This is a genomic window from Mixta calida (assembly GCF_002953215.1).
Taxonomy (GTDB): Bacteria; Pseudomonadota; Gammaproteobacteria; order Enterobacterales; family Enterobacteriaceae; genus Mixta; species Mixta calida.
Map to the genome: position 1 here is coordinate 1,006,220 of NZ_CP026378.1, position 26,508 is coordinate 1,032,727.

Here is a 26,508-nt window from a genome sequence, read left to right on the forward strand (position 1 = left end):
GCTTCCAGGAAAAACGACCATGGCTACCAATGCAAAACCTGTTTATCAACGTATCCTGCTAAAACTGAGTGGCGAAGCGCTGCAGGGCGCCGAAGGTTTCGGCATCGACGCGAGCGTGCTCGATCGCATGGCTCAGGAAATTAAAGAGCTGGTGGAGCTGGGTATTCAGGTGGGCGTCGTGATTGGTGGAGGCAACCTGTTCCGTGGCGCCGGTCTGGCGCAGGCGGGCATGAATCGCGTCGTGGGCGACCACATGGGCATGCTGGCGACCGTGATGAACGGGCTGGCGATGCGTGATGCGCTACACCGCGCCTATGTGAACGCGCGCCTGATGTCAGCGATTCCGCTGAACGGCGTATGCGACAACTACAGCTGGGCGGAAGCCATCAGCCTGCTGCGCAACAATCGCGTAGTGATCTTCTCCGCCGGCACCGGCAACCCGTTCTTTACGACCGACTCCGCCGCCTGCCTGCGCGGGATCGAAATTGAAGCCGACGTGGTGCTGAAAGCCACCAAAGTCGACGGCGTTTATTCCGCCGATCCGGTTAAGAACCCGGACGCGACCCTGTATGACCAGCTCTCCTATCAGGAAGTGCTGGAACGTGAACTGAAAGTGATGGATCTGGCCGCCTTTACGCTGGCGCGCGACCACCAGCTGCCGATTCGCGTGTTCAATATGAACAAACCGGGCGCGCTGCGTCGTGTCGTAATGGGTGAAAAAGAAGGCACCCTGATTACGCATTAATATCCGTCACGGCGTAAAATAGGGTATATTCTGTCTGCGCGGCGTTTAGCGCGTCGCGCACCGTTCAGGATTACCGACGAATTTTACCGTTTCCTGACACGTAGCCGTGGCAGGTCAAACAGAATCCAAGGGTTACAACGTGATTAACGACATCAAAAAAGATGCCGATACGCGCATGGAAAAATGCGTTGAGGCGTTCAAAAATAACATCGGCAAAGTACGCACTGGCCGCGCATCACCAGCGCTTCTCGACGGTATCGTAGTAGAATACTACGGTACGCCGACACCGCTGCGCCAGCTGGCCAACGTTACCGTCGAAGACTCACGCACGCTGAAGATCAACGTGTTTGACCGCTCTCTGGGTCCGGCTGTTGAGAAAGCGATCATGTCCTCCGATCTCGGTCTGAATCCGAGCTCCGCCGGCACCGACATTCGCGTACCTCTGCCGCCATTGACCGAAGAACGTCGTAAAGATCTGATCAAGGTCGTGCGTGGCGAAGCTGAGCAGGGCCGTGTTTCCGTGCGTAACGTCCGTCGCGACGCGAACGACAAAGTGAAAGCGCTGCTGAAAGACAAAGCGATCGGCGAAGATGAAGAACGCCGTGCGCAGGATGAAATTCAGAAAATGACCGACGCGTATATCAAGAAAATCGATGCCGCGCTGGCTGAAAAAGAAACGGAGCTGATGGACTTCTGATTCCATCACGCTTCTGTAAAACGCCGTCCACAGCGTACTGTTATCCAGCCTACGCTGTTTGACGGCGTTTTGCTTTCTCCCCATTATTGGCGCACTGGCGCATTTCTCTGTAGCGCCGTGTCCGAATTTCTACACAGAGCGGCCTCATGAAGCAACTAACCATTCTCGGCTCCACCGGATCGATTGGCACTAATACGCTGGCGGTGGTGGCGGCTAATCCCCAGCAGTTCTCCGTTAAGGCGCTGGTCGCCGGATACAATGTCGATCTGATGACCGAGCAGTGCCTGCGCTTCCATCCCGACTACGCCGCGATGGCTGATGAAGCCTCCGCGCGCCTGCTGCGCCAGCGCCTGCATGAACAGGGCGTAAAAACCGAGGTGCTGTTCGGCGAAGAGGCCGCATGTGAACTGGCGGCGCTGGATGAGGTAGATCAGGTGATGGCGGCGATCGTCGGCGCGGCGGGCCTGCTGCCGACGCTGGCCGCCATTCGCGCCGGCAAAACGGTGCTGCTGGCGAATAAAGAATCCCTTGTCACGTGCGGCCGTTTATTTATGGAGGCGGTGAGCGCCAGCGGCGCGCGTCTGTTGCCTGTCGACAGCGAGCATAATGCCATTTTTCAGAGTTTACCGGCTTCCATCCAGCAACAGTTAGGATACGCTAACCTGCAGGAGAACGGCATTGAGTCGATCATCCTTACGGGATCTGGTGGACCGTTTCGTGACACGCCGCTCCCGGCGTTGGCTACCGTCACGCCGGAGCAGGCATGCGCGCATCCGAACTGGTCGATGGGACGTAAAATCTCCGTTGACTCCGCCACCATGATGAATAAAGGCCTGGAATACATTGAAGCCCGCTGGCTGTTTAATGCAACCGATGCGCAGATGGAAGTGATCCTGCATCCGCAGTCGGTGATTCACTCTATGGTGCGCTACCGCGACGGCAGCGTGCTGGCGCAGCTGGGATCGCCGGATATGCGTACGCCGATCGCGCATACTATGGCCTGGCCGCAGCGGGTCGAAGCGGGCGCCACACCGCTCGATTTTACCCGCATGAAGGCGTTAACCTTCGCCGAACCTGATTTTCATCGCTATCCCTGCCTGAAGCTGGCGATGGATGCGTGCGAGCAGGGGCAGGCGGCGACCACCGCGCTGAATGCGGCAAACGAGATAGCGGTCGCCGCGTTTCTTAACGGGCGGATTCGCTTTACCGATATTGCCGCGCTCAACACCGCCGTTTTGGCATCGCTTCACCATGCTGAGCCACAAAGCGTGGACGCGGTACTGGCGATCGATACTGAGGCGCGACGGGCGGCGCAGGCGCTGTTGCCGCGTTTCTCCGCGGCGGGTTAATTCGCAGTTTTGCGTGGTCGCTATTTGTGAGCCCTGGGGGAAACTGGTATAGTCCCCGGCTCCCGTTTTGCATTTACACACAGCCAGAGCGGTGAACAGAGCCGTGGTCGTCACGGCTTTTTTACGGCCGCACGGGAAATGTATTCAGAAGCCGCTGTATTTCTGATGAAAGGAAATGAATACGCGTTATGTCGTCCGAAACTCAAATAACAACCGATGACCAGCAGCGGATACGCCCGCGTCATGTGGCCATCATCATGGATGGCAACGGCCGCTGGGCGAAAAATCAGGGCAAACTTCGTGTCTCTGGTCATAAAGCGGGAGTGAAATCGGTGCGTCGCGCCGTAAGCTTTGCCGTCAGCAATAAACTGGAAGCACTCACGCTTTATGCCTTCAGTAGCGAGAACTGGTCCCGTCCGCCCCAGGAAGTGGTGGCGCTGATGGAGCTGTTTGTCTGGGCGCTGGATAGCGAAGTAAAAAGCCTGCACAAACACAATGTTCGCTTAAGAATTATTGGCGATATCAGCCGTTTTAATTCACGCTTACAGGAGCGTATTCGCCGCGCTGAGGAACTTACTCAACAAAATAATGGATTAACCCTCAACATTGCCGCGAATTATGGCGGCCGTTGGGATATTATTCACGGCGTACGACAGATAGCCGAGCAGGTGCAGGAAGGGTTGCTCCGTCCTGACCAGATCGAGGAAACTACGCTGTCCGGATTTCTCTGTATGCATGATTTGGCACCGGTGGATCTGGTAATAAGGACCGGGGGGAACATCGCATCAGTAACTTCCTGCTGTGGCAAATCGCCTACGCGGAGTTTTACTTTACCGATGTTCTCTGGCCTGATTTTGACGAACAAGTTTTTGAAGGTGCAATGAATGCTTTCTCACATCGTGAGCGTCGATTTGGCGGCGCAGCACCTGGCGGCGCCTGAGCGCCCTGGGGGTAACCTTTGCTGAAGTCGCGTCTGATTACAGCGTTCATCTTAATTCCTTTGGTGATCGCTGCGCTTTTCTGGTTACCGCCCTCCGGGTTCGCCATCGCCACGCTTGTGGTATGCATGCTGGCCGCATGGGAATGGGGCCAGCTTGCCGGCTTCACTTCCCGTCTTCAACGCATCTGGCTGGCCGTGCTTTGCGGCCTGCTGCTTGCCCTGATGCTTTTCACGCTTCCTCCTTATCAATATGCCGTGCAGCTGCCGCAGTTCAGCGGTTCGCTATGGGCTGCGCTCGGCTGGTGGATTGTCGCGCTGCTGCTGGTATTGTCCTATCCCGGTTCCGCCAGCTTTTGGCGGCAATCGCGCGCGTTGCGCCTGCTGTTCGGCGTGCTGACTATCGTGCCGTTTTTCTTCGGCATGGTGGCGCTGCGTCAGTATCACTACACCGCTGACCATTTCGCCGGCGCCTGGTGGCTGCTGTACGTGATGGTGTTGGTCTGGGGCGCTGACTCCGGGGCTTATATGTTCGGCCGTCTGTTCGGTAAGCATAAGCTGGCACCGAAAGTGTCGCCGGGAAAAACCTGGGAAGGCTTTTTCGGCGGGCTGGTCACTGCCGCGCTGATCGCCTGGCTGTTCGGCCTGTGGGCGCCGCTCAGCGTTGCGCCGGCCACGCTGCTGATCAGCTCCATTATCGCTACGCTGGCTTCCGTGCTGGGCGATCTGACGGAAAGCATGTTCAAGCGCGAAGCGGGCATCAAAGACAGCGGGCATCTGATCCCCGGCCACGGCGGCATTCTCGATCGTATCGACAGCCTGACCGCTGCGGTGCCGGTCTTCGCCTGTTTACTGCTGCTGGTGTTCAGGACGCTGTAAGGACAAGACGCTATGCTGAGCTTTATCTGGAGTCTTGCCGCCTTTATCGTTGCGTTGGGCGTGCTGATCACCGTGCATGAATTCGGCCACTTCTGGGTGGCGCGCCGTTGCGGGATTAAAGTCGAGCGCTTTTCCGTCGGCTTCGGCAAGGCGCTATGGCGCCGCCGCGACCGGCTCGGCACCGAGTACGTCATCGCGCTGATTCCGCTCGGCGGCTACGTCAAAATGCTGGATGAGCGGGTAGAGAGCGTCGCGCCGGAACTGCGTCATCAGGCCTTCAACAATAAAACGGTGCTGCAGCGCGCGGCAGTCATCGCCGCCGGCCCCGTCGCCAACTTCCTCTTCGCCATTTTCGCCTACTGGCTGGTGTTTATTCACGGCGTCCCCGGCGTGCGTCCGGTAATTGGCGAAATCCTGAGCGATTCGGTGGCGGCGGAAGCGCAAATTTCGCCCGGAATGGAACTTAAAGCTGTAGATGGCATCGAAACGCCTGACTGGGATGCCGTGCGCATGGCGTTGGTAGGTAAGATCGGCGACACCGACGTTACCCTGACGCTGTCGCCTTTCGGTTCATCGCAGCGTGTGGAAAAACGGGTCGATTTGCGTAACTGGCATTTTGAGCCGGACAAGCAGGACCCTGTGTCGGCGTTGGGCATCGCGCCGCGCGGGCCGGAGATTGAAACGGTACTGGCGGATGTACAGACGAACTCGCCTGCCAGCACGGCAGGTTTGCAAGCTGGCGACAGGATCGTTAAAGTCGATGGGCAACCGCTGACGGCATGGCGGGATTTCGTTAACCTGGTGCGGGAAAGTCCGGCCAAAGCCATCGCGCTGGATGTCGAGCGCCAGGGTGAGATCGTCAGCCTGACGCTGACGCCGACCGCGAAAGGCGCGGAAGGGTTTGCCGGCGTCGTGCCGCGCGTGCTGCCGCTGCCGGAAGAGTATAAAACGGTGCGGCAGTATGGTCCGTTCGCTGCCATTGGCGAGGCCGGGGAGAAAACCTGGCAGCTGATGAAGCTGACGGTCGGCATGCTTGGCAAATTGGTCACCGGCGATGTTAAGCTGAACAACCTGAGCGGGCCGATTTCTATCGCGCAGGGCGCCGGGATGTCAGCAGAGTATGGGATGATTTATTACCTGATGTTTCTTGCGCTTATCAGCGTGAATCTCGGTATTATCAATTTGTTCCCGTTACCGGTATTAGATGGTGGGCATCTGCTTTTTCTGGCGATTGAAAAAATCAAAGGAAAACCGGTGTCCGAGCGAGTTCAGGACTTCAGTTATCGCATCGGCTCGATTTTGCTGGTGCTGTTAATGGGGCTTGCACTATTCAATGATTTCTCTCGCCTGTGATGACCGGAACGTTGTCCAGGCTGGGACGTGTTAGGAAGAACGCATAACAACGATGGCGATGAAAAAGTTGCTCATAGCGTCGCTGCTGTTCAGCAGCGCCACCGTTTACGGTGCAGACGGGTTCGTAGTGAAGGACATTCATTTCGAAGGACTGCAGCGAGTCGCTGTCGGTGCGGCTCTGCTCAGCATGCCGGTGCGTGTTGGTGATACGGTAGATGATGAAGATATCAGTAATACCATTCGCGCCCTGTTTGCTACCGGGAACTTCGAAGATGTTCAGGTCCTGCGCGACGGCGCCACGCTGATTGTTCAGGTCAAAGAGCGTCCCACCATTGCCAGCATCACTTTCTCCGGCAACAAGGCGGTGAAAGATGACATGCTCAAACAGAATCTCGAAGCGTCCGGCGTGCGCGTCGGCGAAGCGCTGGATCGCACGACTATCTCCAGTATTGAAAAAGGGCTGGAAGATTTCTACTACAGCGTCGGCAAATACAGCGCCAGCGTAAAAGCGGTAGTGACGCCGCTGCCGCGCAACCGCGTCGATCTGAAACTGGTCTTTACCGAAGGCGTTTCGGCGAAAATCCAGCAGATCAACGTGGTCGGCAATAAAGCCTTTAGCTCCGATGAACTGATCTCGCGTTTTCAACTGCGTGATGAGGTGCCATGGTGGAACCTGGTCGGCGATCGCAAGTATCAGAAACAGAAACTGGCCGGCGATTTAGAAACGCTGCGCAGCTTCTATCTCGATCGCGGCTACGCCCGTTTCAACATCGACTCCACGCAGGTGAGTCTGACGCCCGATAAAAAAGGCATCTACATCACCATCAATATCCACGAAGGCGACCAGTACATGCTTTCCGGCGTGGTGGTGAACGGCAGCATGGCAGGGCACTCCGCCGAGATTGAAAGCCTGGCGAAAGTACAGCCTGGCGAGCTGTATAACGGCACCAAAGTGACCAAAATGGAAGACAGCATTAAGCAGCTGTTGGGCCGTTATGGTTACGCCTATCCGCGCGTCGTCACGCAGCCGGAAATTAACGATGCCGATAAGACCGTTAAGCTGCACGTCAACGTCGACGCGGGCAACCGTTACTACGTGCGTAAGGTGCGCTTCGAAGGCAACGACACGTCGAAAGACGCGGTGCTGCGCCGTGAAATGCGTCAGATGGAAGGCGCATGGCTGGGCAGCAACCTGGTCGAGCAGGGCAAAGAGCGTCTGAATCGCACCGGCTACTTTGAAACCGTCGACGTCGATACGCAGCGCGTACCGGGCACGCCGGATCAGGTTGACGTGGTTTATAAGGTGAAAGAACGCAACACCGGCACCTTTAACTTCGGTATCGGCTACGGCACCGAGAGCGGCGTCAGCTTCCAGGTCGGCGTGACCCAGGATAACTGGCTGGGCACCGGTAATACCGTTGGCATCAGCGGCACCAAAAATGATTACCAGACCTACGCAGAATTCTCCCTGACCGATCCTTATTTCACGGTAGATGGGGTAAGCCTCGGCGGACGTATTTTCTATAACGACTTTAAAGCGGACGACGCCGACCTCTCTGACTATACCAACAAGAGTTATGGTCTGGATGGCACGCTCGGCTTCCCGGTCAATGAAAACAATACGCTACGCGTCGGCCTCGGCTATGTGCATAACGACCTCTCCAACATGCAGCCGCAGGTGGCGATGTGGCGTTATCTGCGCTCGGTCGATCAGAATCCGTCGCTTTCCGGCGATGCGGAATATTCCGCCGATGACTTCACCTTCAACTATGGCTGGACGTACAACAACCTGGACCGTGGATTCTTCCCCACCGCCGGTAACCGTACCAACCTGAACGGTAAAGTCACCATTCCGGGATCGGACAACAACTTCTATAAAGTGACGCTGGATACGCAGCAGTATATGCCGATTAATGACGACCATACCTGGGTACTGCTGGGTCGCGGTCGCGTCGGCTACGGCGATGGTCTGGGCGGCAAAGAGCTGCCGTTCTATGAGAACTTCTATGCTGGCGGCTCCAGCACGGTACGCGGCTTCCGTTCTAACAACATCGGCCCGAAAGCGGCGTATATCAACGATAACTCATCAACCTGTTCAGGCAATCAGAGCCTGTGTAAATCGGACGATGCGGTGGGCGGCAACGCGATGGCGGTGGCCAGCCTTGAGCTGATTACCCCGACGCCGTTTATCAGCGAGAAGTACGCTAACTCGGTGCGCACTTCGCTGTTCGTCGATGCCGGTACGGTATGGGATACCAACTGGGAAAACACTGCGGAAAGCCGTGCGGCCGGTATACCGGACTACAGCGATCCGGGCAATATCCGTATGTCCGCCGGCCTGGCGCTGCAGTGGATGTCGCCTCTGGGCCCGCTGGTGTTCTCTTACGCCCAGCCGTTCAAGAAATATGATGGAGATAAAGCGGAGCAGTTCCAGTTTAACATTGGTAAAACCTGGTAACCTCCGCTTCAGGGAAGCATAGCGATTAGTATCGCACTGTGCGCCGGTCTTCGGGTTCGCCCATTGGCTGGCGTATCAGGTAAATCTGTGTCTTTGACACAAACGTTGATGGTAAGGAGTTAATAGTGAAAAAGTTGTTGTGTGCCGCAGGTCTGGGTCTCGCTTTAGCGGTTTCCGCAGGCGCTCAGGCTGCTGATAAAATTGCCGTGGTAAACGTGTCCAGCATTTTCCAACAGTTACCGCAACGTGCCACTGTTGCGAAGCAGCTGGAAAACGAGTTCAAAGGCCGCGCCACCGATCTGCAGAGCCAGGAACGCGATCTTCAGGCAAAAATGCAGCGCCTGCAGCGTGATGCCTCTACCATGAAGGCCAGCGAACGCAGCCGCATGGAAAAAGATATCATGTCCCAGCGCGAAGCGTTCTCTTCTAAAGCGCAGGCTTTCGAGCAGGACAACCGTCGTCGCCAGATGGAAGAGCGTAACAAGCTGCTGAGCCGCATTCAGGACGCAGTGAAGAAAGTCGCCGACAGCGAAGGTTATGATGTCGTGATCGACGCCAACGCGGTAGCTTACGCTTCTAATGCGAAAGACATCACGGCTGACGTTCTGAAACAGGTTAAATAATCAATGTCTTCAATTCGACTGGCTGATTTAGCCCAGCAGTTGGATGCAGAATTGCACGGAGATGGCGATATCGCCATCTCCGGCATTGCTTCTATGCACTCCGCCCAAAACGGTCAAATCACTTTCCTCGCCAACAGCCGCTACCGTGAGCAGCTCGCCGAGTGCCAGGCTTCCGCCGTGGTGCTGACAGAAGCGGATCTGCCGTGGTGCAAAAGCGCCGCGCTGGTGGTTAAAAACCCTTACCTGACCTATGCGCGTATGGCGCAGCTGTTAGATACCACGCCGCAGCCAGCGGAGAATATCGCGCCGAGCGCGGTTATCGACGCCAGCGCCAGTCTGGGCAGCAATGTTTCCATCGGCGCAAACGCCGTTATCGAATCGGGCGTGGTGCTCGGCGATAATGTGGTGATCGGCGCCGGCTGCTTTGTCGGCAAAAATACCCATATCGGCGCTGGCTCACGTCTGTGGGCGAATGTGACGGTGTATCATGACATCCGCATCGGTCAGCACTGCCTGATTCAGTCGGGCACGGTGATCGGCGCAGACGGCTTCGGTTATGCCAACGACCGCGGTAACTGGGTGAAAATCCCGCAGTTGGGATCGGTGATTATCGGCGATCGCGTCGAAATCGGCGCCTGTACCACTATCGATCGCGGCGCGCTGGATAACACTCAGATTGGTAATGGTGTTATCATTGATAACCAGTGCCAGATTGCACATAACGTCGTGATTGGCGACAATACTGCCGTTGCTGGCGGTGTGATCATGGCAGGTAGCCTGAAAATCGGTCGTTACTGTATGATCGGTGGAGCCAGTGTGATTAACGGCCACATGGAAATTTGTGACAAAGTGACCGTCACCGGCATGGGAATGGTGATGCGGCCCATCACTGAACCTGGGGTATACTCCTCAGGCATTCCGCTGCAACCCAATAAAACCTGGCGTAAAACTGCAGCGCTGGTGATGAATATCGATGAAATGAGCAAACGCTTAAAAGCCATCGAGCGTAAAGTCGGCAAAGACGACTAAACGTACATTCATCCCGCGTCTGTCCGGCTTTCATAAATAAAACATGCTAAGCAGGGAAGCCAGGCGCCACATAAACTAATTTGCGGCCTGCCGATGATCGTCCGGATCGGTGCAGGCCGTGTTATTGATGCCATCAGAATTTTTAGGACAGGAAGAGTATTTTGACTACTGAAACTCATACTCTGAATATTGAAGAGATTTTAGAACTACTGCCGCACCGTTATCCGTTTTTATTGGTCGATCGTGTCCTGGAGTTCGAAGAGCATAAATATCTGCGCGCCGTGAAAAACGTCTCTGTTAACGAACCGTTTTTCCAGGGGCATTTCCCTGGTAAGCCGATTTTTCCGGGCGTTTTGATTCTGGAGGCGATGGCGCAGGCGACAGGTATTCTGGCGTTTAAAAGCGTGGGCAAACTTGAGCCAGGCGAGCTGTACTACTTCGCCGGAATCGATGAAGCACGCTTCAAGCGTCCGGTAGTGCCAGGCGATCAGATGATTATGGAAGTGACTTTCGAGAAAACCCGTCGCGGCCTGACGCGCTTTAAAGGCGTCGCTACCGTTGATGGCAAGATTGTTTGTGAAGCGACCATGATGTGTGCCCGTAGCCGGGAGGCGTAATACGTGATTGATGCAACCGCCGTAATTCATCCAAGCTCGATCATCGAAGAGGGCGCCGTTATCGGCGCTCGTGTTCACATTGGCCCGTTCTGCTATATCGGCGCCAACGTTGAAATCGGTGAGGGCACCGTTCTGAAGTCTCATGTGGTGGTGAACGGACATACCCGCATTGGCAAAGACAATATTATTACCCAGTTCGCCTCTATCGGTGAGGTGAACCAGGATCTGAAATATGCGGGCGAGCCGACGCGCGTTGAAATCGGCGATCGCAACAGCATTCGCGAAAGCGTGACTATTCATCGCGGGACGGTGCAGGGCGGCGGTGTAACCCGTATCGGCAGCGATAACCTGCTGATGGTCAATGCACATATTGCGCATGACTGCATCATCGGCAACCGCTGCATCTTCGCCAACAACGCGACGCTCGGCGGACACGTGACGGTGGATGATTTCGCCATTATCGGCGGCATGACGGCGGTGCATCAGTTCTGCATTATCGGCGCGCACGTCATGGTGGGCGGCTGTTCCGGCGTGGCGCAGGATGTGCCGCCATACGTCATCGCGCAGGGTAACCACGCGACGCCGTACGGCATCAATATCGAAGGCCTGAAACGCCGCGGTTTCAGCAAAGAAGGGCTGCACGCGATTCGTAACGCCTATAAATTGCTTTACCGCAGCGGAAAAACGCTGGAAGAGGTCAAGCCGGAAATCGAAGCGCTGGCGAAAGAGCACGCTGAAGTTCAGCCGTTTTACGATTTCTTCGCCCGCTCAACGCGAGGTCTGATTCGTTAACCCATGGCTGCTCGTCCCTTAACGATTGCCCTTGTCGCCGGAGAAACCTCCGGCGATATTCTTGGTGCCGGTCTCATTCGCGCGCTGAAAGCAAAACACCCTGACGCCCGCTTCGTCGGCGTGGCGGGGCCGCGTATGCAGGCGGAAGGCTGTGAAAGCTGGTACGACATGGAAGAGCTGGCGGTCATGGGCATTGTGGAAGTGCTGGGACGACTGCGGCGCCTGTTGAAAATCCGCCGCGATCTGACCCGTCGCTTCACCGCGCTAAAGCCGGACGTTTTTGTCGGCATTGACGCGCCCGATTTTAACATTACCCTGGAAGGTCGCCTGAAGCAGCGCGGCATCCGCACGATCCATTACGTCAGCCCCTCAGTCTGGGCGTGGCGGCAGAATCGGGTATTTAAAATCGGTCGCGCCACTAACCTGGTGCTGGCGTTCCTGCCGTTCGAAAAAGCCTTTTACGATCGCTACGATGTGCCCTGCCGTTTTATCGGCCACACTATGGCGGATGCTATGCCGCTACAACCCGATAAGACGGCGGCGCGTCGCGACCTGGGCATCGACGAAAAGGCGCTCTGCCTGGCGTTGCTGCCCGGCTCGCGTCGGGCGGAAGTAGAGATGCTCAGCGCCGATTTTCTAAAAACCGCGATGCTGCTGCGTGAGAAATGGCCGCAGCTGGAGATCGTGGTGCCGCTGGTCAACGCGCAGCGGCGCGAACAGTTTGAGCAGATCAAGGCCGAGGTTGCGCCCGAACTGCCGATACACCTGTTGGACGGTAAAGGCCGCGAGGCGATGATCGCCAGCGATGCGGCGCTGCTGGCATCCGGCACCGCCGCGCTGGAGTGCATGCTGGCGAAGTGCCCGATGGTAGTCGGCTATCGTATGAAGCCGGTTACCTTCTGGCTGGCCGAGCGGCTGGTGAAAACCGATTATGTATCGCTGCCGAACCTGCTGGCCGGTCGCGAGCTGGTGCCGGAGCTGCTACAGGACGATTGCCAGCCGGAGCGGCTCGCCGCCGCGCTGGAGCCGCTGTTGGGCGCGGGCGAAACGCGCGCGCGCCTGCTGGAAACCTTTACCGAACTACACCAGCAGATCCGCTGGAATGCCGATGAACAAGCGGCGCAGGCCGTACTGGAGTTGGCGAATGGCTGAATTTATCTATCCCGACGCGCGGCTGATCGCTGGCGTCGATGAAGTGGGGCGCGGACCGCTGATCGGCGCGGTGGTGACGGCGGCGGTGATCCTCGATCCCGCGCGTCCCATCGTCGGCCTGGCGGACTCCAAAAAGCTCAGCGAAAAGCGGCGCCTGGCGCTGTATGATGAAATCAAAGGGAAGGCGCTGGCCTGGAGCCTCGGACGCGCCGAGCCGGACGAGATCGACCAGCTCAATATCCTGCACGCCACCATGCTGGCGATGCAGCGCGCCGTCGCTGGTCTGACGATACAGCCTGATTATGTGCTGATCGACGGCAACCGCTGTCCGGCGCTGCCGATGCCGTCAATGGCGGTGGTGAAAGGGGATAGCCTGGTCGCTGAAATCAGCGCGGCCTCCATTCTGGCGAAAGTCACGCGCGATCGCGAAATGGCGGAGCTGGATCATGTTTTCCCGCAGTATGGCTTTGCGCAGCATAAAGGTTATCCCACCGCACAGCATCTGGCGATGTTGACAGAACATGGCGCTACGCCGCACCATCGTCGTAGTTTTGCGCCGGTGCGCAATGCGCTCCTGGACCTTGAAGTAAAACATCTCACCGCTGAATCTGCGCGCTAAGCGCGCTTTGCTGCAGTTAACCGGAAAGAAAGATGGCCGAACCACGTTTTATTCATCTGCGTATCCACAGCGATTATTCGATGGTCGACGGACTGGCGAAGACCGGCCCGCTGGTGAAGAAAGCGGCCGCGCTCGGTATGCCGGCGATGGCGATCACGGATTTCACCAACCTGTGCGGACTGGTGAAGTTTTACGGTACGGCGCACGGCGCTGGCATTAAGCCGATTATCGGCGCCGATTTTCTCGTCGCCAGCGAGCTGATGGGCGACGAGCTGACACAAATCACCGTACTGGCGATGAACAATACTGGCTACCAGAATTTGACGCTGCTGATTTCACGCGCCTACCAGCGCGGCTACGGCGTTAACGGGCCAACGATCGATCGCGACTGGCTGGCGGAATTCAGCGAAGGGCTGCTTCTGCTCTCTGGCGGACGCCGCGGAGACGTGGGCCGCAGCCTGCTTCGCGGCAATCAGGCGCTGGTGGCGCAGTGTCTCGCCTTCTATCAGGAACACTTTCCCGATCGCTATTATCTGGAGCTGATCCGCACCGGGCGTCCTGATGAGGAAAGCTATCTGCATGCCGCCGTCGAGCTGGCAATTGCGGAAGGCGTTCCGGTCGTGGCGACCAATGAAGTCTGTTTTATTAATGAAGAGGATTTCGACGCGCATGAGATTCGCGTCGCGATTCATGACGGCTATACGCTGGACGATCCTAAACGCCCGCGCAACTACAGTCCGCAGCAATATATGCGCAGCGCGGAGGAGATGTGCGAACTCTTCTCCGACATCCCGGAAGCGCTGGAAAACAGCGTAGAGATCGCCCGTCGCTGTAACGTCACGGTACGGCTTGGCGAATATTTCCTGCCGAAATTCCCCACCGGCGAGATGACCACCGAAGACTTTCTGGTGATGCGTTCGCGCGAGGGGTTGGAGGAGCGTCTGGCGTTCCTGTTCCCCGATCCTGAGGTTCGGGCGCAGAAGCGGCCGGAATATGACGAACGTCTGGAGATCGAGCTTAACGTTATCAACCAGATGGGTTTCCCCGGCTACTTCCTGATTGTCATGGAGTTTATCCAGTGGTCGAAAGATAACGGCATTCCGGTCGGACCGGGACGCGGTTCGGGCGCCGGCTCGCTGGTGGCCTATGCGCTGAAGATCACCGACCTCGATCCGCTGGAATTCGACCTGCTGTTCGAACGCTTCCTGAACCCGGAGCGCGTCTCCATGCCCGACTTCGACGTCGATTTCTGCATGGAAAAACGCGATCAGGTGATTGAACACGTTGCCGATATGTACGGGCGCGACGCGGTATCGCAGATCATCACCTTCGGCACCATGGCGGCGAAAGCGGTTATCCGTGACGTGGGCCGCGTGCTGGGCCATCCTTACGGTTTCGTCGATCGCATCTCGAAGCTGGTGCCGCCCGATCCGGGTATGACGCTGGAAAAAGCGTTCGCCGCCGAGCCGCAGCTGCCGGAAATCTATGAGGCCGATGAAGAGGTCAGGGCGCTGATCGATATGGCGCGCAAGCTGGAAGGGGTGACGCGCAACGCCGGCAAGCACGCCGGGGGCGTCGTGATCGCGCCGACCAAAATCACCGACTTCGCGCCGCTCTACTGCGATGAAAACGGCAACCACCCGGTTACCCAGTTTGATAAAAACGACGTGGAATACGCCGGTCTGGTGAAGTTCGACTTCCTCGGCCTGCGCACCCTGACCATCATCAACTGGGCGCTGGATATGATTAATGCGCGCCGGGCGAAGCAGGGCGAGGCGCCGATCGATATCGCCGCGATTCCGCTGGATGATAAAAAAAGCTTTGATATGCTGCAGCGCGCGGAAACCACAGCGGTTTTTCAGCTTGAATCGCGCGGCATGAAAGACTTGATTAAGCGTCTGAAGCCGGACTGCTTCGAAGATATGATCGCACTGGTGGCGCTGTTCCGTCCCGGCCCGTTGCAGTCGGGAATGGTGGATAACTTTATCGACCGTAAGCACGGGCGCGAAGCGATCTCCTACCCGATATTCAGTGGCAGCATGAGTCGCTGAAGCCGGTGCTGGAACCGACCTACGGCATCATTCTCTACCAGGAACAGGTGATGCAGATCGCCCAGGTACTGGCGGGCTATACGCTCGGCGGCGCGGATATGCTGCGTCGCGCCATGGGTAAGAAGAAGCCGGAGGAGATGGCCAAGCAGCGCTCGGTGTTTAAAGAGGGCGCGGAGAGCATGGGCATCGACGGCGAGCTGTCGATGAAAATCTTCGATCTGGTGGAAAAATTCGCCGGTTACGGCTTCAATAAATCACACTCCGCCGCCTATGCGCTGGTTTCTTACCAGACGCTGTGGCTGAAGGCGCACTATCCGGCCGAGTTTATGGCGGCGGTAATGACCGCCGATATGGACAACACCGAGAAAGTGGTCGGCCTGGTGGATGAGTGCTGGCGCATGGGGCTGAAAGTGCTGCCGCCGGATATCAACTCCGGCCTCTATCAGTTCCACGTCAACGATGACGGCGAGATCGTATACGGCATCGGCGCCATTAAAGGCGTCGGTGAAGGTCCGATCGAAGCGATCATTGAGGCGCGAAATAAAGATGGCTACTTCCGCGAGCTGTTCGATCTCTGCGCGCGCACCGATCCGAAGAAAATCAACCGCCGCGTGATGGAAAAACTGATCATGTCGGGCGCCTTCGATCGTCTGGGGCCGCATCGCGCGGCGCTGATGAGCGCGCTGGGCGATGCGCTGAAGGCGGCGGATCAGCACGCCAAAGCGGAGGCGATCGGGCAGGCGGATATGTTCGGCGTACTGGCGGAGGAGCCGGAGCAGGTAGAGCAATCCTATGCCAGCATCACGCCGTGGCCGGAGCAGGTGCGGCTGGACGGCGAGCGGGAGACGCTGGGGCTTTATCTGACCGGCCATCCCATCAACCAGTATCTGAAAGAGATTGAACGCTACGTCGGCGGCGTGCGTTTGAAAGACATGCATCCGACCGATCGCGGTAAAATCACTACCGCGGCCGGTTTGGTGGTGGCGGCCCGCGTTATGGTCACTAAACGCGGCAACCGTATTGGCATCTGCACGCTGGATGATCGTTCCGGTCGTCTGGAGGTGATGTTGTTCACAGATGCGCTTGATAAATACCAGCAGCTGCTGGAAAAAGACCGTATCCTGATCGTCAGCGGACAGGTCAGCTTTGATGACTTCAGCGGGGGCCTTAAAATGACCGCCCGTGAAGTGATGGATATCGACGAAGCACGTGAAAAATATGCGCGTGGACTTGCTATCTCGCTGACGGACAGGCAAATTGATGACCAGCTTTTAAACCGTCTCCGTCAGTCTCTGGAACCCCATCGTTCGGGGACAATTCCGGTACATCTCTACTATCAGAGAGCGGATGCGCGGGCCAGACTGCGTTTTGGCGCAGCATGGCGCGTATCTCCCTGCGATCGTTTGCTGAATGACCTGCGATCGCTGATAGGATCGGAGCAGGTGGAACTGGAGTTTGACTAAAACAGGAACATTATGAGTCTTAATTACCTGGATTTTGAACAGCCAATCGCAGAACTGGAGGCGAAAATCGACTCCCTGAAGTCGGTTGGCCGTCAGGATGAAAAACACGATATTAATCTGGATGAAGAGATTCAGCGTCTGCGTGAAAAAAGCGTAGAGCTGACGCGTAAAATCTTCGCCGATTTGGGCGCGTGGCAGATCGCGCAGCTGGCGCGTCATCCGCTGCGTCCTTACACGCTGGACTATGTCCGTAACGTGTTTACCGACTTTGACGAGCTGGCAGGCGACCGCGCCTACGCTGACGACAAGGCGATTGTCGGCGGCATTGCGCGTCTGGATGGACGTCCGGTAATGATCATCGGCCATCAGAAAGGCCGTGAAACGAAAGAGAAGATTCGGCGTAACTTTGGTATGCCGGCGCCGGAGGGCTATCGCAAAGCGCTGCGCCTGATGGAAATGGCCGAGCGTTTCAAGATGCCTGTCATTACCTTTATCGACACGCCGGGCGCTTACCCTGGCGTGGGCGCGGAAGAGCGCGGTCAGTCTGAGGCGATTGCGCGCAACCTGCGTGAGATGTCTGGCCTGAAAGTGCCGGTTATCTGCACCGTTATTGGTGAGGGCGGTTCCGGCGGCGCGCTGGCTATCGGCGTGGGCGACAAGGTCAACATGCTGCAGTACAGCACCTATTCCGTTATTTCACCGGAAGGCTGCGCCTCTATCCTGTGGAAAAGCGCGGATAAAGCGCCGCTGGCGGCGGAAGCGATGGGCATTATCGCGCCGCGTCTGAAAGAACTGGATTTGATCGACGCGATTGTCCCGGAACCGCTGGGCGGCGCGCATCGCGATCCGCTGGCGGTGGCCGCTTCGCTGAAAGCGCAGCTGCTGGCCGATCTCGCCGAACTGGATGGGCTGAACACCGAAGAGCTGCTTAACCGCCGCTATCATCGTCTGATGAACTACGGCTACGCATGATGCGTAGCGCGTAAAAAAAGGCGGCCTTCGGGCCGCCTTTTTTATACCGTCATTCAGCGTTTTCGATGCGGATTATTCTCGCTTCGTCGCTTCATTTCTCCTGCCGCTGCGCATCTTCGCTATGCTTATTCTTTATCGCCCATCGCCAGGAGGTGCTAATTGAATATTATTGCGATAATGGGACCGCATAACGCTTTTTATAAAGATGAACCCATGCGCCAGCTGCATCAGGCGCTGATAAATCAGGGTCTTGAACCGATCTATCCGAAAGACGCCAATGATTTGGTGAAGCTGATTGAGCATAATCCCCGCATTTGCGGCGTGATTTTTGACTGGGATGAGTACAGTCTCGATTTATGCAGCGAGATTAATCAGCTTAACGAGTACCTGCCGCTCTACGCCTTTATCAATACCCACTCCACAATGGACATCAGCATCAATGAGATGCGCATGGCGCTGTGGTTCTTTGAGTACGCGCTCGATATGGCGGAGGACATCGCCCAGCGCATCCGGCAGTATACCGACGAATATATCGATAACATTACGCCGCCGTTAACCCGCGCGCTGTTCACCTATGTGAAAGAGGGAAAATATACCTTCTGCACGCCAGGCCATATGGCCGGCACCGCTTTCCAAAAAAGCCCGGTAGGCACGCTGTTTTACGACTTCTACGGCCCCAACACGCTGAAGGCGGACACGTCGATTTCGGTGACCGAGCTGGGCTCGCTGCTCGATCACACCGGGCCGCACCTGGAGGCGGAGGAGTATATCGCCCGCACCTTCGGCGCCGAGCAGAGTTATATGGTGACCAACGGCACCTCCACCTCGAATAAAATTGTCGGCATGTACGCCGCGCCAGCGGGCAGCACCATGCTGGTGGATCGCAACTGCCATAAATCGCTAACCCATCTGCTGATGATGAGCGATATCGTGCCGATCTGGCTGAAGCCGACGCGCAACGCGCTGGGCATTCTCGGCGGTATTCCAAAGCGCGAATTCACGCGCGAAAGCATCGCGTTGAAGGTGGCGCAAACCGAACACGCCGCGTGGCCGGTACATGCGGTGATCACTAACTCCACCTACGACGGCCTGCTCTATAACACCCAATATATCAAAGAGACGCTGGAGGTGCCGTCGATCCATTTCGATTCCGCCTGGGTGCCTTACACTAATTTCCATCCTATCTACGCCGGTAAAAGCGGCATGAGCGGCGAGCGCACGCCCGGCAAAGTGATTTATGAAACTCAGTCGACGCACAAGCTGCTGGCCGCTTTCTCTCAGGCTTCGCTGATCCATATTAAAGGCGACTATGACGAACAGACTTTTAATGAAGCCTATATGATGCACACCACCACTTCGCCCAACTATTCGATCGTCGCCTCGATCGAAACGGCGGCGGCGATGCTGCGTGGCAATCCTGGCCGTCGGCTGATAAACCGTTCGGTGGAACGAGCGCTCCACTTCCGCCGCGAGGTGCAGCGACTGCGTGAAGAATCTGACAGCTGGTTCTTCGATATCTGGCAGCCGGACGGCATTGATGAAGCGGAATGCTGGCCGATCCAGCCCGGCGACGAGGAGTGGCACGGCTTTGCCGATGCAGATCGCGATCATATGTATCTCGATCCGATCAAAGTCACCATTCTGACGCCGGGCATGAGCGAGCAGGGGGTGATGGCGGACGAGGGGATCCCGGCGGCGCTGGTAGCGAAGTTCCTCGACGAACGCGGCATCGTGGTAGAAAAAACCGGGCCGTACAACCTGCTGTTCCTGTTCAGCATCGGTATCGATAAAACGCGGGCGATGGGGCTGCTGCGCGCGCTGCTGGACTTTAAGCGCGCCTACGATCTTAATCTGCGTGTGAAAAATATCCTGCCGGATCTCTATGCCGAAGATCCCGATTTCTACCGCAATATGCGTATTCAGACGCTGGCGCAGGGCATTCATCAGCTGATCCGTCAACACGATCTGCCGCGCCTGATGCTGAAAGCTTTCGACGTATTGCCGGAAATGAAGATGACGCCGCATCAGGCGTTTCAGCTACAGGTAAAAGGGGAAGTGGAAACGGTGGAAATCGACCAGATGATCGATCGCGTTTCCGCTAATATGATCCTGCCTTATCCCCCCGGCGTGCCGCTGGTGATGCCGGGAGAGAGGATCACCGAGGCGAGCCGCCCGGTACTCGATTTCCTGTTAATGCTGTGCGCGATTGGCCGTCACTATCCTGGCTTTGAAACCGATATTCACGGCGCCAGGCTGACGGAAGATGGGCGCTATCTGGTGCGCGTGCTGAAGCAGGATGAACCGGCGATACCGGCGGGTGAACGCTGATTTTGCAGAGTTTGCCGCCTTGCCTGACGGCGGGCGAGCAGGTAGGGTGCGACATTGCGGTTTACAAGGCGGCCAACGGCCTGGCGGCCGCATGAAGAAAGCGGCAGGACATGCAGTAAAATCCCGCTCGTAACCGTACCCACTTGCGATAAGCGAAACCCTCAAGGAGAAGTTATGCTGGGCATTAAACAGGTTCATCATATTGCGATCATCGCCAGCGACTACGCGCGCAGCAAGGCGTTCTACTGCGATATCCTCGGCTTTACGCTGCAACAGGAAGTCTGGCGCGAAGCGCGCGATTCATGGAAAGGCGATCTGGCGCTGAACGGCCAGTATATGATTGAGCTGTTTTCTTTCCCTGCGCCGCCAGCCAGAGTGAGCCACCCGGAAGCCTGCGGCCTGCGGCATCTCGCCTTTGCCGTTGAAGATATCGACGACGCCTGCCGCTTTCTGCAGGAAAAGGGCGTCGCATATGAACCGGTGCGCGTCGATCCTTTGACCGGCAAGCGTTTTACCTTCTTCCACGACCCCGATAATTTGCCGCTGGAGCTCTACCAGGCGTAAAATATCCGCTTTGACGGCCATCCTGCGATGGCCGTTTTTCCGTAACAGGTTTCCCGATGACGCAGCTTGCACAACTTGAACAACGACTGGCCGGTGAACGGCGATTGCTGGTGGCATTCAGCGGCGGTCTGGATTCTACCGTTCTGTTGCATCAGCTGACGCTGCTGCGCCAGCATCAGGATCTCCAGCTGCGCGCGATCCATATCCATCACGGACTTAGCCCACACGCCGATCGCTGGGCGCAGCACTGCCGCACCGTTTGCGATGCATGGCAGGTCGCGCTGGAGACGGTGAAAATTGCGGTGAACGGTAGCGAAGGCGGTATTGAGGCCTCGGCGCGCGAAGGACGCTATCGCGCCTTTCGTCAGCATTTACAGGCTGGCGAAGCGCTGGTGACGGCGCAGCACCTTGACGATCAGTGTGAAACGCTGCTGCTGGCGTTGAAGCGCGGCAGCGGTCCGGCCGGTCTGGCGGCGATGCCCGCCAGCCTGACGCTGGGGGGCCATCGTCTGCTGCGCCCGCTACTGCGCTGCCGTCGCGAGGCGCTGGAAAGCTGGGCGCAACAGCATCAGCTGCGCTGGATAGAGGATGAAAGCAACCAGGACACGCGTTATGACCGCAATTTTTTACGACAGGAGATCGTACCGCGCCTGAACGCCAGATGGCCCCATTTTTCTGAGGCGGTGGCGCGCAGCGCGGCGCTGTGCGGCGAGCAGGAGCAGCTGCTGGATGAGCTGCTGGCGGAGTCGCTGCGTGCGCTGACGCAGCCGGACGGCGCGTTGCGCATCGCCGGATTCGCCGCGCTGAGCGAGGCGAGACGCGCCGCGCTGCTGCGACGCTGGATTGCCGCCTGCGGCGGTAAAATGCCGTCGCGCGACGCCATTCAGCGTATCTGGCAGGAGGTCATCTGCGCGCGCGAAGACGCGGCTCCCCGTTTACAGCTGGGGGAATTCGAACTGCGCCGCTATCGTCAGGCGCTTTACTGGCTGCCGCTGCGTCCATCGGTGCGCGACGCGGTGCTGCCCTGGTCTGACGTGCGGCAGCCGCTTTCGCTGCCGCACGGTCTGGGCGTGCTGCGGCTGGCGGAAACGGGCATTGAAATCCGCCCGCCGCGCGCCGATGAAAGCGTTACCGTGCGCTTTCAGGCGCAGGGCAGCTTCGCCATTATCGGACGCGGCGGACATCGGCCAATTAAAAAACTGTGGCAGGAGTGCGGCGTACCGCCCTGGCGACGTGAAAGCACGCCGCTGATTTTTTATAACGATACGCTGATCGCCGCGCTGAATACTTTTGTTTGCCGTGACGGAAGCCCCGCGCCGGGCCATGGTTTGCGCATCGCCTGGCAACAACCACAACATGGAGAATTGCAATGAAAAGCGTGCTGATAGTGCTATTGGCCTCGTTTACCGCGCCTGCGCTGGCCGCAGGCGATATCGCCGCGGGTCAGGAAAAAGCGGCCGCCTGTAGCGCCTGTCACGGTGCGGAAGGCAAGGCGTCGGTGTCGCTTTATCCCAATCTGGCTGGGCAGAATGCCGACTATTTGCAGCATGCGTTGCAGGCCTATAAGAAAGGGGAGCGTAGCGGTGGTCAGGCAGAGGTGATGAAGGCGTTCGTTAGCGGATTAAGCGATGAGGATATGGCGGATCTGGCGACGTATTACCATTCGCTGAAGCCATAATAACGCAGGGCGGGACAAGCCCGCCCGCAGGTTTAATCAGACTCGCTGACGACAACGGTGCCTAGTTCCGGGTGACTGAAACTGGCGATATGATCCAGACGCAGCTCGCGCGTTTCGCCGCTGAGGTCCGCCACCAGATACTCCACGTTTTTACGGGTGATCATATCGTTGGCTTTCACCTTAAGCTGCTCGCCGTTCTTGAGTTCCAGAGCCAGCGTCCACTGTTTTTGGCAAGCGAGTTCCAGACTATCATAATCGTCGCAATTGATCGGTTTGTAGGCTTCATTCGTCAACATAATCGCTCACCATTAAGTTTGCAGCAGCATACGCTGCCTGTTCCCTGACAGAAGAGTCTAGCGCAGAATTCGCCGCTATCTCATTCAGTGTTTTTAACGCGCAACCTATGGCGTCGGGCACGTATCCCAGTTCGCCGCCGCCGATTTCAGCGTACTTCTGACGAACCAAATCACAATATTGCTGCACATGCACCTCCTTTCAGAGCGTAAATCTCCGACTTAAGCGACTATAACACAGCCCCCAGCGGGAAATCAGCCTGTTCACGTCAGGGATTTATCCTGGCGTGCGGCAGAAAGGGAAAGCGGATAGGCGGCGATGGGAGAGCGGCGGCGCAGGTCGCCGGGATGAACAGGCGGTCAAAATAATTGACCTTTTACCGATGGGCGTCACACTGTAGCAGAGAAGAATGCCCGCGTTATAAAGGCCGCGCAGCCGAAACAGGCTGCGCACCACCACTTATTAAGCAAGCAGGATATATGATTGTACTGTCACGCAATGTCACTATCAGCGACGCTGAAATCGAAATAAGCGCGATCCGCGCGCAGGGCGCTGGGGGACAGCATGTGAATAAAAGCGCGACCGCCATCCATCTGCGTTTTGATATTCGCGCCTCGTCGTTGCCGGCGTTTTATAAATCGCGCCTGCTTGACGCCAGCCATCACCTGATCACCGCCGAAGGGGTGGTGATCATCAAAGCGCAGGAGTACCGCAGCCAGGAGATGAACCGGGAAGCTGCGCTTAAACGGCTGGAAAACCTGATTCGGGAGCTGACGGCGGAGGAGAAAACGCGCCGCGCTACGCGTCCGACGCTGGCCTCTAAGCGGCGGCGGCTGGAAGGAAAAGCGCAGCGCAGCGCGACGAAGGCGCTGCGCGGCAAGGTAATATAGGCAATATGCAGGCAATAAAAAAGCCACCGCGTGGGTGGCTTTTATGATGAATAAAACGCTTAGCCCTGAATCGCTTCCACCAGGAAATCCACAATCCGATCGCGTTTGATCATCTGCTTCTCACCGGCGCGGCGCGCTTTATATTCGATTTCGTCGTTATCCAGGTTACGATCGCCCAGCACGATAGTGTGCGGAATGCCGATCAGCTCCATATCGGCGAACATCACGCCCGGACGCTCTTTACGATCGTCCAACAGCACGTCGATGCCTTTGGCGCGCAGCGTGGCGTACAATTCTTCCGCCAGCTCTTTCACGCGGAAAGATTTGTGCATGTTCATCGGCAGAATGGCGACCTGGAACGGCGCCAGCGCGGCTGGCCAGATAATGCCGCGGTCGTCATGGTTCTGCTCAATCGCTGCCGCCACCACGCGGGTGATGCCGATGCCGTAGCAACCCATGGTCAGCGTCTGGTTGCGGCCATCTTCGCCCTGAACCGCCGCCTTCATCGCTTCAGAATATTTGGTGCCCAGCTGGAAGATATGGCCCACTTCGATACCGCGTTTGATCAGCAGCGTGCCTTTACCGTCTGGGCTTGGATCGCCTTCCACCACGTTGCGCAGATCGGCGATCTGCAACGGTTCGGGCAGATCGCGGCCCCAGTTGATGCCGGTAAAGTGTTTGCCGTCGATGTTGGCGCCAGCGCTGAAATCGCTCATTTTTGCCACGGTGCGATCGGCGATAACCGGCAGCGTCAGGCCGACAGGACCCAGCGAACCAGGGCCTGCGCCTACGGCGGCGCGGATCTCTTCTTCAGGGGCGAAGGTCAGCGGTGCGGCGACGATAGACACTTTTTCCGCTTTGACTTCGTTCAGCTCATGATCGCCGCGCACCAGCAGCGCAACCAGCTGGTGGCCGCTCTCTTCGCTCGCTTTCACGATCAGGGTTTTCACCGTTTTATCAACCGGCAGGTTAAACTGCGCAACCAGCTCGGCGATGGTTTTAGCGTTCGGCGTATCAATCTGGGTCAGCGGTTGAGACGGTGCCGGACGCTCGCCTGCCGGCGCGACTGCTTCCGCCAGTTCGATGTTGGCGGCGTAGTCAGATTCGGTAGAAAAGACGATGTCATCTTCGCCGCTCTGCGCCAGTACCTGGAATTCATGCGAAGCGCTGCCGCCGATAGAGCCGGTATCTGCCTGGACCGCGCGGAAGTCGAGCCCCATGCGGCTGAAGCTTTCGCTATAGGCGCGATACATCGCGTCGTAAGTTTCCTGTAGCGACTCCTGCGAGGTATGGAAGGAATAGGCGTCCTTCATGATGAATTCGCGCGAGCGCATGACGCCGAAACGCGGACGCACTTCGTCGCGGAACTTGGTCTGGATTTGGAACAGATTCAGCGGCAACTGCTTGTAAGAGCTCAGCTCGTTGCGGATCAGATCGGTAATGACTTCTTCATGCGTCGGACCCAGCACGAAAGGACGATCGCCGCGGTCGACCAGACGCAACAGTTCAGGACCGTATTGTTCCCAGCGGCCGCTCTCCTGCCACAGGTCGGCTGGCTGCACCACTGGCATTGAGATCTCAATCGCGCCGGCGTTGGTCATCTCTTCGCGCACGATGTTTTCAACTTTTTTAAGTACGCGTAAGCCCGTCGGCAGCCAGGTGTAAAGACCTGAAGCCAGTTTACGAATCATCCCTGCGCGCAGCATCAGCTGATGGCTGATCACTTCGGCGTCGGACGGCGTCTCCTTAAGCGTGGAGAGCAGATATTGAGTAGTACGCATCTGTAAGATTCCAGTTTGGACGGAAAACAGTCAAAGCATGACCTGAAAGTGGCGGTTAGTGTACCAGCGAGTGATGCACCTCAAAAGAGAAGGGAGAACAAATTAGCGCGCATCGAGCGCCACGACTTCGGTCCCTTCTGACGTTACGCGCCAGCGCACGTTAAAATCGAGTAGCCAGACGGCATATTCGCGGTCGGGCTCTTCACCTTTGCGGTAGGCCGGGCGGGGATCCTGCGCCAGCACCTGCGTGATAAAACGCGCCAGCTGCGGATAACGTGGCTCATTACGGGCCAGCTGCTGCTGCGCCAGCGCGGAAAAACGCACCGGCATTTCCGCCGACGGCGCCTCTTGCGCAAAGCCCGCGCGCGCCTGCGGCAGCGCCTCGGCAAACGGCAGGTAAGGCTTGATATCCACAATCGGCGTGCCGTCGACCAGGTCGAGGCTACCCAGTTCCAGAATCACCTGACCTTTCTGACAGCGAACGCCTTTCAGTTCGACCAGCGACATGCCGATTGGATTAGGCCGAAAGGTCGAGCGCGTGGCGAAAACGCCCATTCGCGCGTTGCCGCCGAGACGGGGAGGGCGCACGGTGGGACGCCAGCCGCCCTCCATCGTTTGGTGAAATACAAACAGCAGCCACAAATGGCTGAAGGATTCCAGACCGCGCACCGCCGCCTGCTGATTATAGGGCGGCAGCAGATGCAGCTCGCCGCCGCCATCTTCAATCAGGCCCGGCTGACGTGGAACGGCGAACTTCTCTTTCCACGGTGAGCGAATCACGCCGATCTGTTCAAAGGTGAAATGGCTCATTTACTGTCGGAGACTTTCAGCGCGGTGCCCTGACAAACGGCCTGGCGATAGCAGCCCTGGCTTTCGTTCACCACTTCGCATTTATGCAGCAGGACAGCATTGGCCTTCATATAAGAGGCGCGGATCTGCATGCGCTTACGCGCGGTATTGATATTGGCTGGCGAGCCCTGACGGCTGGTCTGGCAATCTTCTCCCGAAACCTCGCCTAAATCGCGGAACGGATTACTCAGCAGCTCGTTCATATCGGTATAGAGCTTCACCGGCGTTGGGCGCACGGCAGAACGGGTATGCGTTTCAACGGGCGTCGGCCTGGCTGCGGGCGGGGTAATGGGCTTATAGGGCTTATGCAGCAAAGAGCATCCTGTCAGCGAAAGCGCCAACAAACAGAGCGGTAACGCACGCATTAAACTGTCCTCGTTTCTTAAAA

Annotated in this window: 23 protein-coding genes and 2 pseudogenes; 20 read left to right on the forward strand and 5 right to left on the reverse strand. The window is 57.4% G+C overall.

Annotated elements, in window-relative coordinates; translation table 11 throughout:
• The first annotated feature begins 19 nt into the window (after window positions 1-19).
• The 19 genes and pseudogenes from pyrH (at window position 20) to C2E16_RS04765 (ending at window position 22,306) form a co-directional block, all read left to right on the forward strand.
• Window positions 20-745, forward strand: a complete 726-nt coding sequence (gene pyrH, locus C2E16_RS04675; protein ID WP_038628061.1) for a UMP kinase — start codon at window positions 20-22, stop codon at window positions 743-745.
• A 139-nt stretch (window positions 746-884) separates the two neighbouring features.
• The gene (gene frr / locus C2E16_RS04680) at window positions 885-1,442 is read left to right on the forward strand and encodes a ribosome recycling factor (RefSeq protein WP_038628058.1); all 558 of its coding nucleotides are present in this window, start codon (window positions 885-887) and stop codon (window positions 1,440-1,442) included.
• A 146-nt stretch (window positions 1,443-1,588) separates the two neighbouring features.
• Entirely contained in the window at window positions 1,589-2,791 is a 1,203-nt protein-coding gene (gene ispC, locus C2E16_RS04685; RefSeq protein WP_084970616.1) for a 1-deoxy-D-xylulose-5-phosphate reductoisomerase, read from the forward strand.
• A 188-nt stretch (window positions 2,792-2,979) separates the two neighbouring features.
• A pseudogene (ispU, locus tag C2E16_RS04690) lies at window positions 2,980-3,731 on the forward strand ((2E,6E)-farnesyl-diphosphate-specific ditrans,polycis-undecaprenyl-diphosphate synthase).
• Window positions 3,732-3,749: 18 nt separating this feature from the next.
• On the forward strand, window positions 3,750-4,607 hold the full coding sequence (cdsA, locus tag C2E16_RS04695; protein WP_084970617.1) for a phosphatidate cytidylyltransferase: 858 nt from the start codon (window positions 3,750-3,752) through the stop codon (window positions 4,605-4,607).
• Window positions 4,608-4,619: 12 nt separating this feature from the next.
• Window positions 4,620-5,960, forward strand: a complete 1,341-nt coding sequence (gene rseP / locus C2E16_RS04700; RefSeq protein WP_038628050.1) for a sigma E protease regulator RseP — start codon at window positions 4,620-4,622, stop codon at window positions 5,958-5,960.
• Window positions 5,961-6,012: 52 nt separating this feature from the next.
• On the forward strand, window positions 6,013-8,418 hold the full coding sequence (gene bamA / locus C2E16_RS04705) for an outer membrane protein assembly factor BamA (protein WP_038628047.1): 2,406 nt from the start codon (window positions 6,013-6,015) through the stop codon (window positions 8,416-8,418).
• A 125-nt stretch (window positions 8,419-8,543) separates the two neighbouring features.
• Window positions 8,544-9,041, forward strand: coding sequence for a molecular chaperone Skp (skp, locus tag C2E16_RS04710; protein WP_038628045.1), 498 nt, complete (start codon window positions 8,544-8,546; stop codon window positions 9,039-9,041).
• 3 nt (window positions 9,042-9,044) lie between these two features.
• Complete coding sequence (gene lpxD / locus C2E16_RS04715; protein WP_084970618.1) at window positions 9,045-10,070, forward strand: UDP-3-O-(3-hydroxymyristoyl)glucosamine N-acyltransferase; 1,026 nt, start codon at window positions 9,045-9,047, stop codon at window positions 10,068-10,070.
• A 161-nt stretch (window positions 10,071-10,231) separates the two neighbouring features.
• The gene (fabZ, locus tag C2E16_RS04720; protein ID WP_038628041.1) at window positions 10,232-10,687 is read left to right on the forward strand and encodes a 3-hydroxyacyl-ACP dehydratase FabZ; all 456 of its coding nucleotides are present in this window, start codon (window positions 10,232-10,234) and stop codon (window positions 10,685-10,687) included.
• 3 nt (window positions 10,688-10,690) lie between these two features.
• Window positions 10,691-11,479 carry an acyl-ACP--UDP-N-acetylglucosamine O-acyltransferase gene (gene lpxA, locus C2E16_RS04725; RefSeq protein WP_038628038.1) on the forward strand — a complete coding sequence of 263 codons (789 nt, stop codon included), beginning with the start codon at window positions 10,691-10,693 and terminating at the stop codon, window positions 11,477-11,479.
• Between the two features lie 3 nt (window positions 11,480-11,482).
• Window positions 11,483-12,631 (forward strand): lipid-A-disaccharide synthase, encoded by a 1,149-nt coding sequence (lpxB, locus tag C2E16_RS04730; RefSeq protein ID WP_038628035.1) that lies wholly within the window; start codon window positions 11,483-11,485, stop codon window positions 12,629-12,631.
• Window positions 12,624-13,250: a ribonuclease HII gene (gene rnhB, locus C2E16_RS04735; RefSeq protein ID WP_084971486.1), complete on the forward strand. Its 627-nt coding sequence runs from the start codon at window positions 12,624-12,626 to the stop codon at window positions 13,248-13,250. The genes lpxB and rnhB overlap by 8 nt, the downstream gene beginning before the upstream one ends.
• Before the next feature lie 32 nt (window positions 13,251-13,282).
• Window positions 13,283-16,764: pseudogene (gene dnaE, locus C2E16_RS04740) on the forward strand (DNA polymerase III subunit alpha).
• Between the two features lie 12 nt (window positions 16,765-16,776).
• Window positions 16,777-17,736, forward strand: a complete 960-nt coding sequence (accA, locus tag C2E16_RS04745) for an acetyl-CoA carboxylase carboxyl transferase subunit alpha (RefSeq protein ID WP_038628027.1) — start codon at window positions 16,777-16,779, stop codon at window positions 17,734-17,736.
• Window positions 17,737-17,895: 159 nt separating this feature from the next.
• Window positions 17,896-20,064, forward strand: a complete 2,169-nt coding sequence (locus C2E16_RS04750) for a lysine decarboxylase LdcC (RefSeq protein WP_084971484.1) — start codon at window positions 17,896-17,898, stop codon at window positions 20,062-20,064.
• Window positions 20,065-20,238: 174 nt separating this feature from the next.
• The gene (locus tag C2E16_RS04755; protein WP_038628023.1) at window positions 20,239-20,628 is read left to right on the forward strand and encodes a VOC family protein; all 390 of its coding nucleotides are present in this window, start codon (window positions 20,239-20,241) and stop codon (window positions 20,626-20,628) included.
• Window positions 20,629-20,684: 56 nt separating this feature from the next.
• Window positions 20,685-22,001 (forward strand): tRNA lysidine(34) synthetase TilS, encoded by a 1,317-nt coding sequence (gene tilS, locus C2E16_RS04760; RefSeq protein WP_038628020.1) that lies wholly within the window; start codon window positions 20,685-20,687, stop codon window positions 21,999-22,001.
• Window positions 21,998-22,306, forward strand: a complete 309-nt coding sequence (locus C2E16_RS04765; protein ID WP_038628018.1) for a c-type cytochrome — start codon at window positions 21,998-22,000, stop codon at window positions 22,304-22,306. The genes tilS and C2E16_RS04765 overlap by 4 nt, the downstream gene beginning before the upstream one ends.
• A 32-nt stretch (window positions 22,307-22,338) precedes the next feature.
• Here C2E16_RS04765 and rof read toward each other — a convergent pair whose 3' ends face one another.
• Together rof and C2E16_RS04775 are read right to left on the reverse strand one after the other, a co-directional pair.
• Window positions 22,339-22,602 carry a Rho-binding antiterminator gene (gene rof, locus C2E16_RS04770; protein WP_038628016.1) on the reverse strand — a complete coding sequence of 88 codons (264 nt, stop codon included), beginning with the start codon at window positions 22,600-22,602 and terminating at the stop codon, window positions 22,339-22,341.
• A complete protein-coding gene (locus tag C2E16_RS04775; protein ID WP_038628013.1) occupies window positions 22,589-22,789 on the reverse strand; it encodes a YaeP family protein in 201 nt (66 codons plus the stop codon). The genes rof and C2E16_RS04775 overlap by 14 nt, the downstream gene beginning before the upstream one ends.
• A gap of 290 nt (window positions 22,790-23,079) precedes the next feature.
• Between C2E16_RS04775 and arfB the strand changes: the two genes are divergently transcribed.
• On the forward strand, window positions 23,080-23,490 hold the full coding sequence (arfB, locus tag C2E16_RS04780; protein WP_038628011.1) for an alternative ribosome rescue aminoacyl-tRNA hydrolase ArfB: 411 nt from the start codon (window positions 23,080-23,082) through the stop codon (window positions 23,488-23,490).
• A gap of 59 nt (window positions 23,491-23,549) precedes the next feature.
• Here arfB and proS read toward each other — a convergent pair whose 3' ends face one another.
• The 3 genes from proS to rcsF all read right to left on the reverse strand — a co-directional run bounded on the left by proS (window position 23,550) and on the right by rcsF (window position 26,485).
• Window positions 23,550-25,271, reverse strand: coding sequence for a proline--tRNA ligase (gene proS / locus C2E16_RS04785; protein WP_084971493.1), 1,722 nt, complete (start codon window positions 25,269-25,271; stop codon window positions 23,550-23,552).
• A 102-nt stretch (window positions 25,272-25,373) separates the two neighbouring features.
• Window positions 25,374-26,081, reverse strand: coding sequence for a tRNA (N6-threonylcarbamoyladenosine(37)-N6)-methyltransferase TrmO (gene tsaA, locus C2E16_RS04790; protein WP_084971491.1), 708 nt, complete (start codon window positions 26,079-26,081; stop codon window positions 25,374-25,376).
• Window positions 26,078-26,485, reverse strand: a complete 408-nt coding sequence (rcsF, locus tag C2E16_RS04795; RefSeq protein ID WP_038628004.1) for an Rcs stress response system protein RcsF — start codon at window positions 26,483-26,485, stop codon at window positions 26,078-26,080. The genes tsaA and rcsF overlap by 4 nt, the downstream gene beginning before the upstream one ends.
• Window positions 26,486-26,508: the final 23 nt, after the last annotated feature.

Excerpts from the sequence above, each read along its gene's own strand:
- lpxB (WP_038628035.1), top strand. The coding sequence starts at position 11,483 with ATGGCTGCTCGTCCCTTAACGATTGCCCTTGTCGCCGGAGAAACCTCC.
- bamA (WP_038628047.1), top strand. The coding sequence starts at position 6,013 with ATGGCGATGAAAAAGTTGCTCATAGCGTCGCTGCTGTTCAGCAGCGCC.
- tilS (WP_038628020.1), top strand. The coding sequence starts at position 20,685 with ATGACGCAGCTTGCACAACTTGAACAACGACTGGCCGGTGAACGGCGA.
- rcsF (WP_038628004.1), bottom strand. The coding sequence starts at position 26,485 with ATGCGTGCGTTACCGCTCTGTTTGTTGGCGCTTTCGCTGACAGGATGC.
- C2E16_RS04765 (WP_038628018.1), top strand. The coding sequence starts at position 21,998 with ATGAAAAGCGTGCTGATAGTGCTATTGGCCTCGTTTACCGCGCCTGCG.
- tsaA (WP_084971491.1), bottom strand. The coding sequence starts at position 26,081 with ATGAGCCATTTCACCTTTGAACAGATCGGCGTGATTCGCTCACCGTGG.
- proS (WP_084971493.1), bottom strand. The coding sequence starts at position 25,271 with ATGCGTACTACTCAATATCTGCTCTCCACGCTTAAGGAGACGCCGTCC.
- lpxD (WP_084970618.1), top strand. The coding sequence starts at position 9,045 with ATGTCTTCAATTCGACTGGCTGATTTAGCCCAGCAGTTGGATGCAGAA.
- ispC (WP_084970616.1), top strand. The coding sequence starts at position 1,589 with ATGAAGCAACTAACCATTCTCGGCTCCACCGGATCGATTGGCACTAAT.
- accA (WP_038628027.1), top strand. The coding sequence starts at position 16,777 with ATGAGTCTTAATTACCTGGATTTTGAACAGCCAATCGCAGAACTGGAG.
- rseP (WP_038628050.1), top strand. The coding sequence starts at position 4,620 with ATGCTGAGCTTTATCTGGAGTCTTGCCGCCTTTATCGTTGCGTTGGGC.
- pyrH (WP_038628061.1), top strand. The coding sequence starts at position 20 with ATGGCTACCAATGCAAAACCTGTTTATCAACGTATCCTGCTAAAACTG.
- arfB (WP_038628011.1), top strand. The coding sequence starts at position 23,080 with ATGATTGTACTGTCACGCAATGTCACTATCAGCGACGCTGAAATCGAA.
- rof (WP_038628016.1), bottom strand. The coding sequence starts at position 22,602 with ATGTTGACGAATGAAGCCTACAAACCGATCAATTGCGACGATTATGAT.
- rnhB (WP_084971486.1), top strand. The coding sequence starts at position 12,624 with ATGGCTGAATTTATCTATCCCGACGCGCGGCTGATCGCTGGCGTCGAT.
- C2E16_RS04755 (WP_038628023.1), top strand. The coding sequence starts at position 20,239 with ATGCTGGGCATTAAACAGGTTCATCATATTGCGATCATCGCCAGCGAC.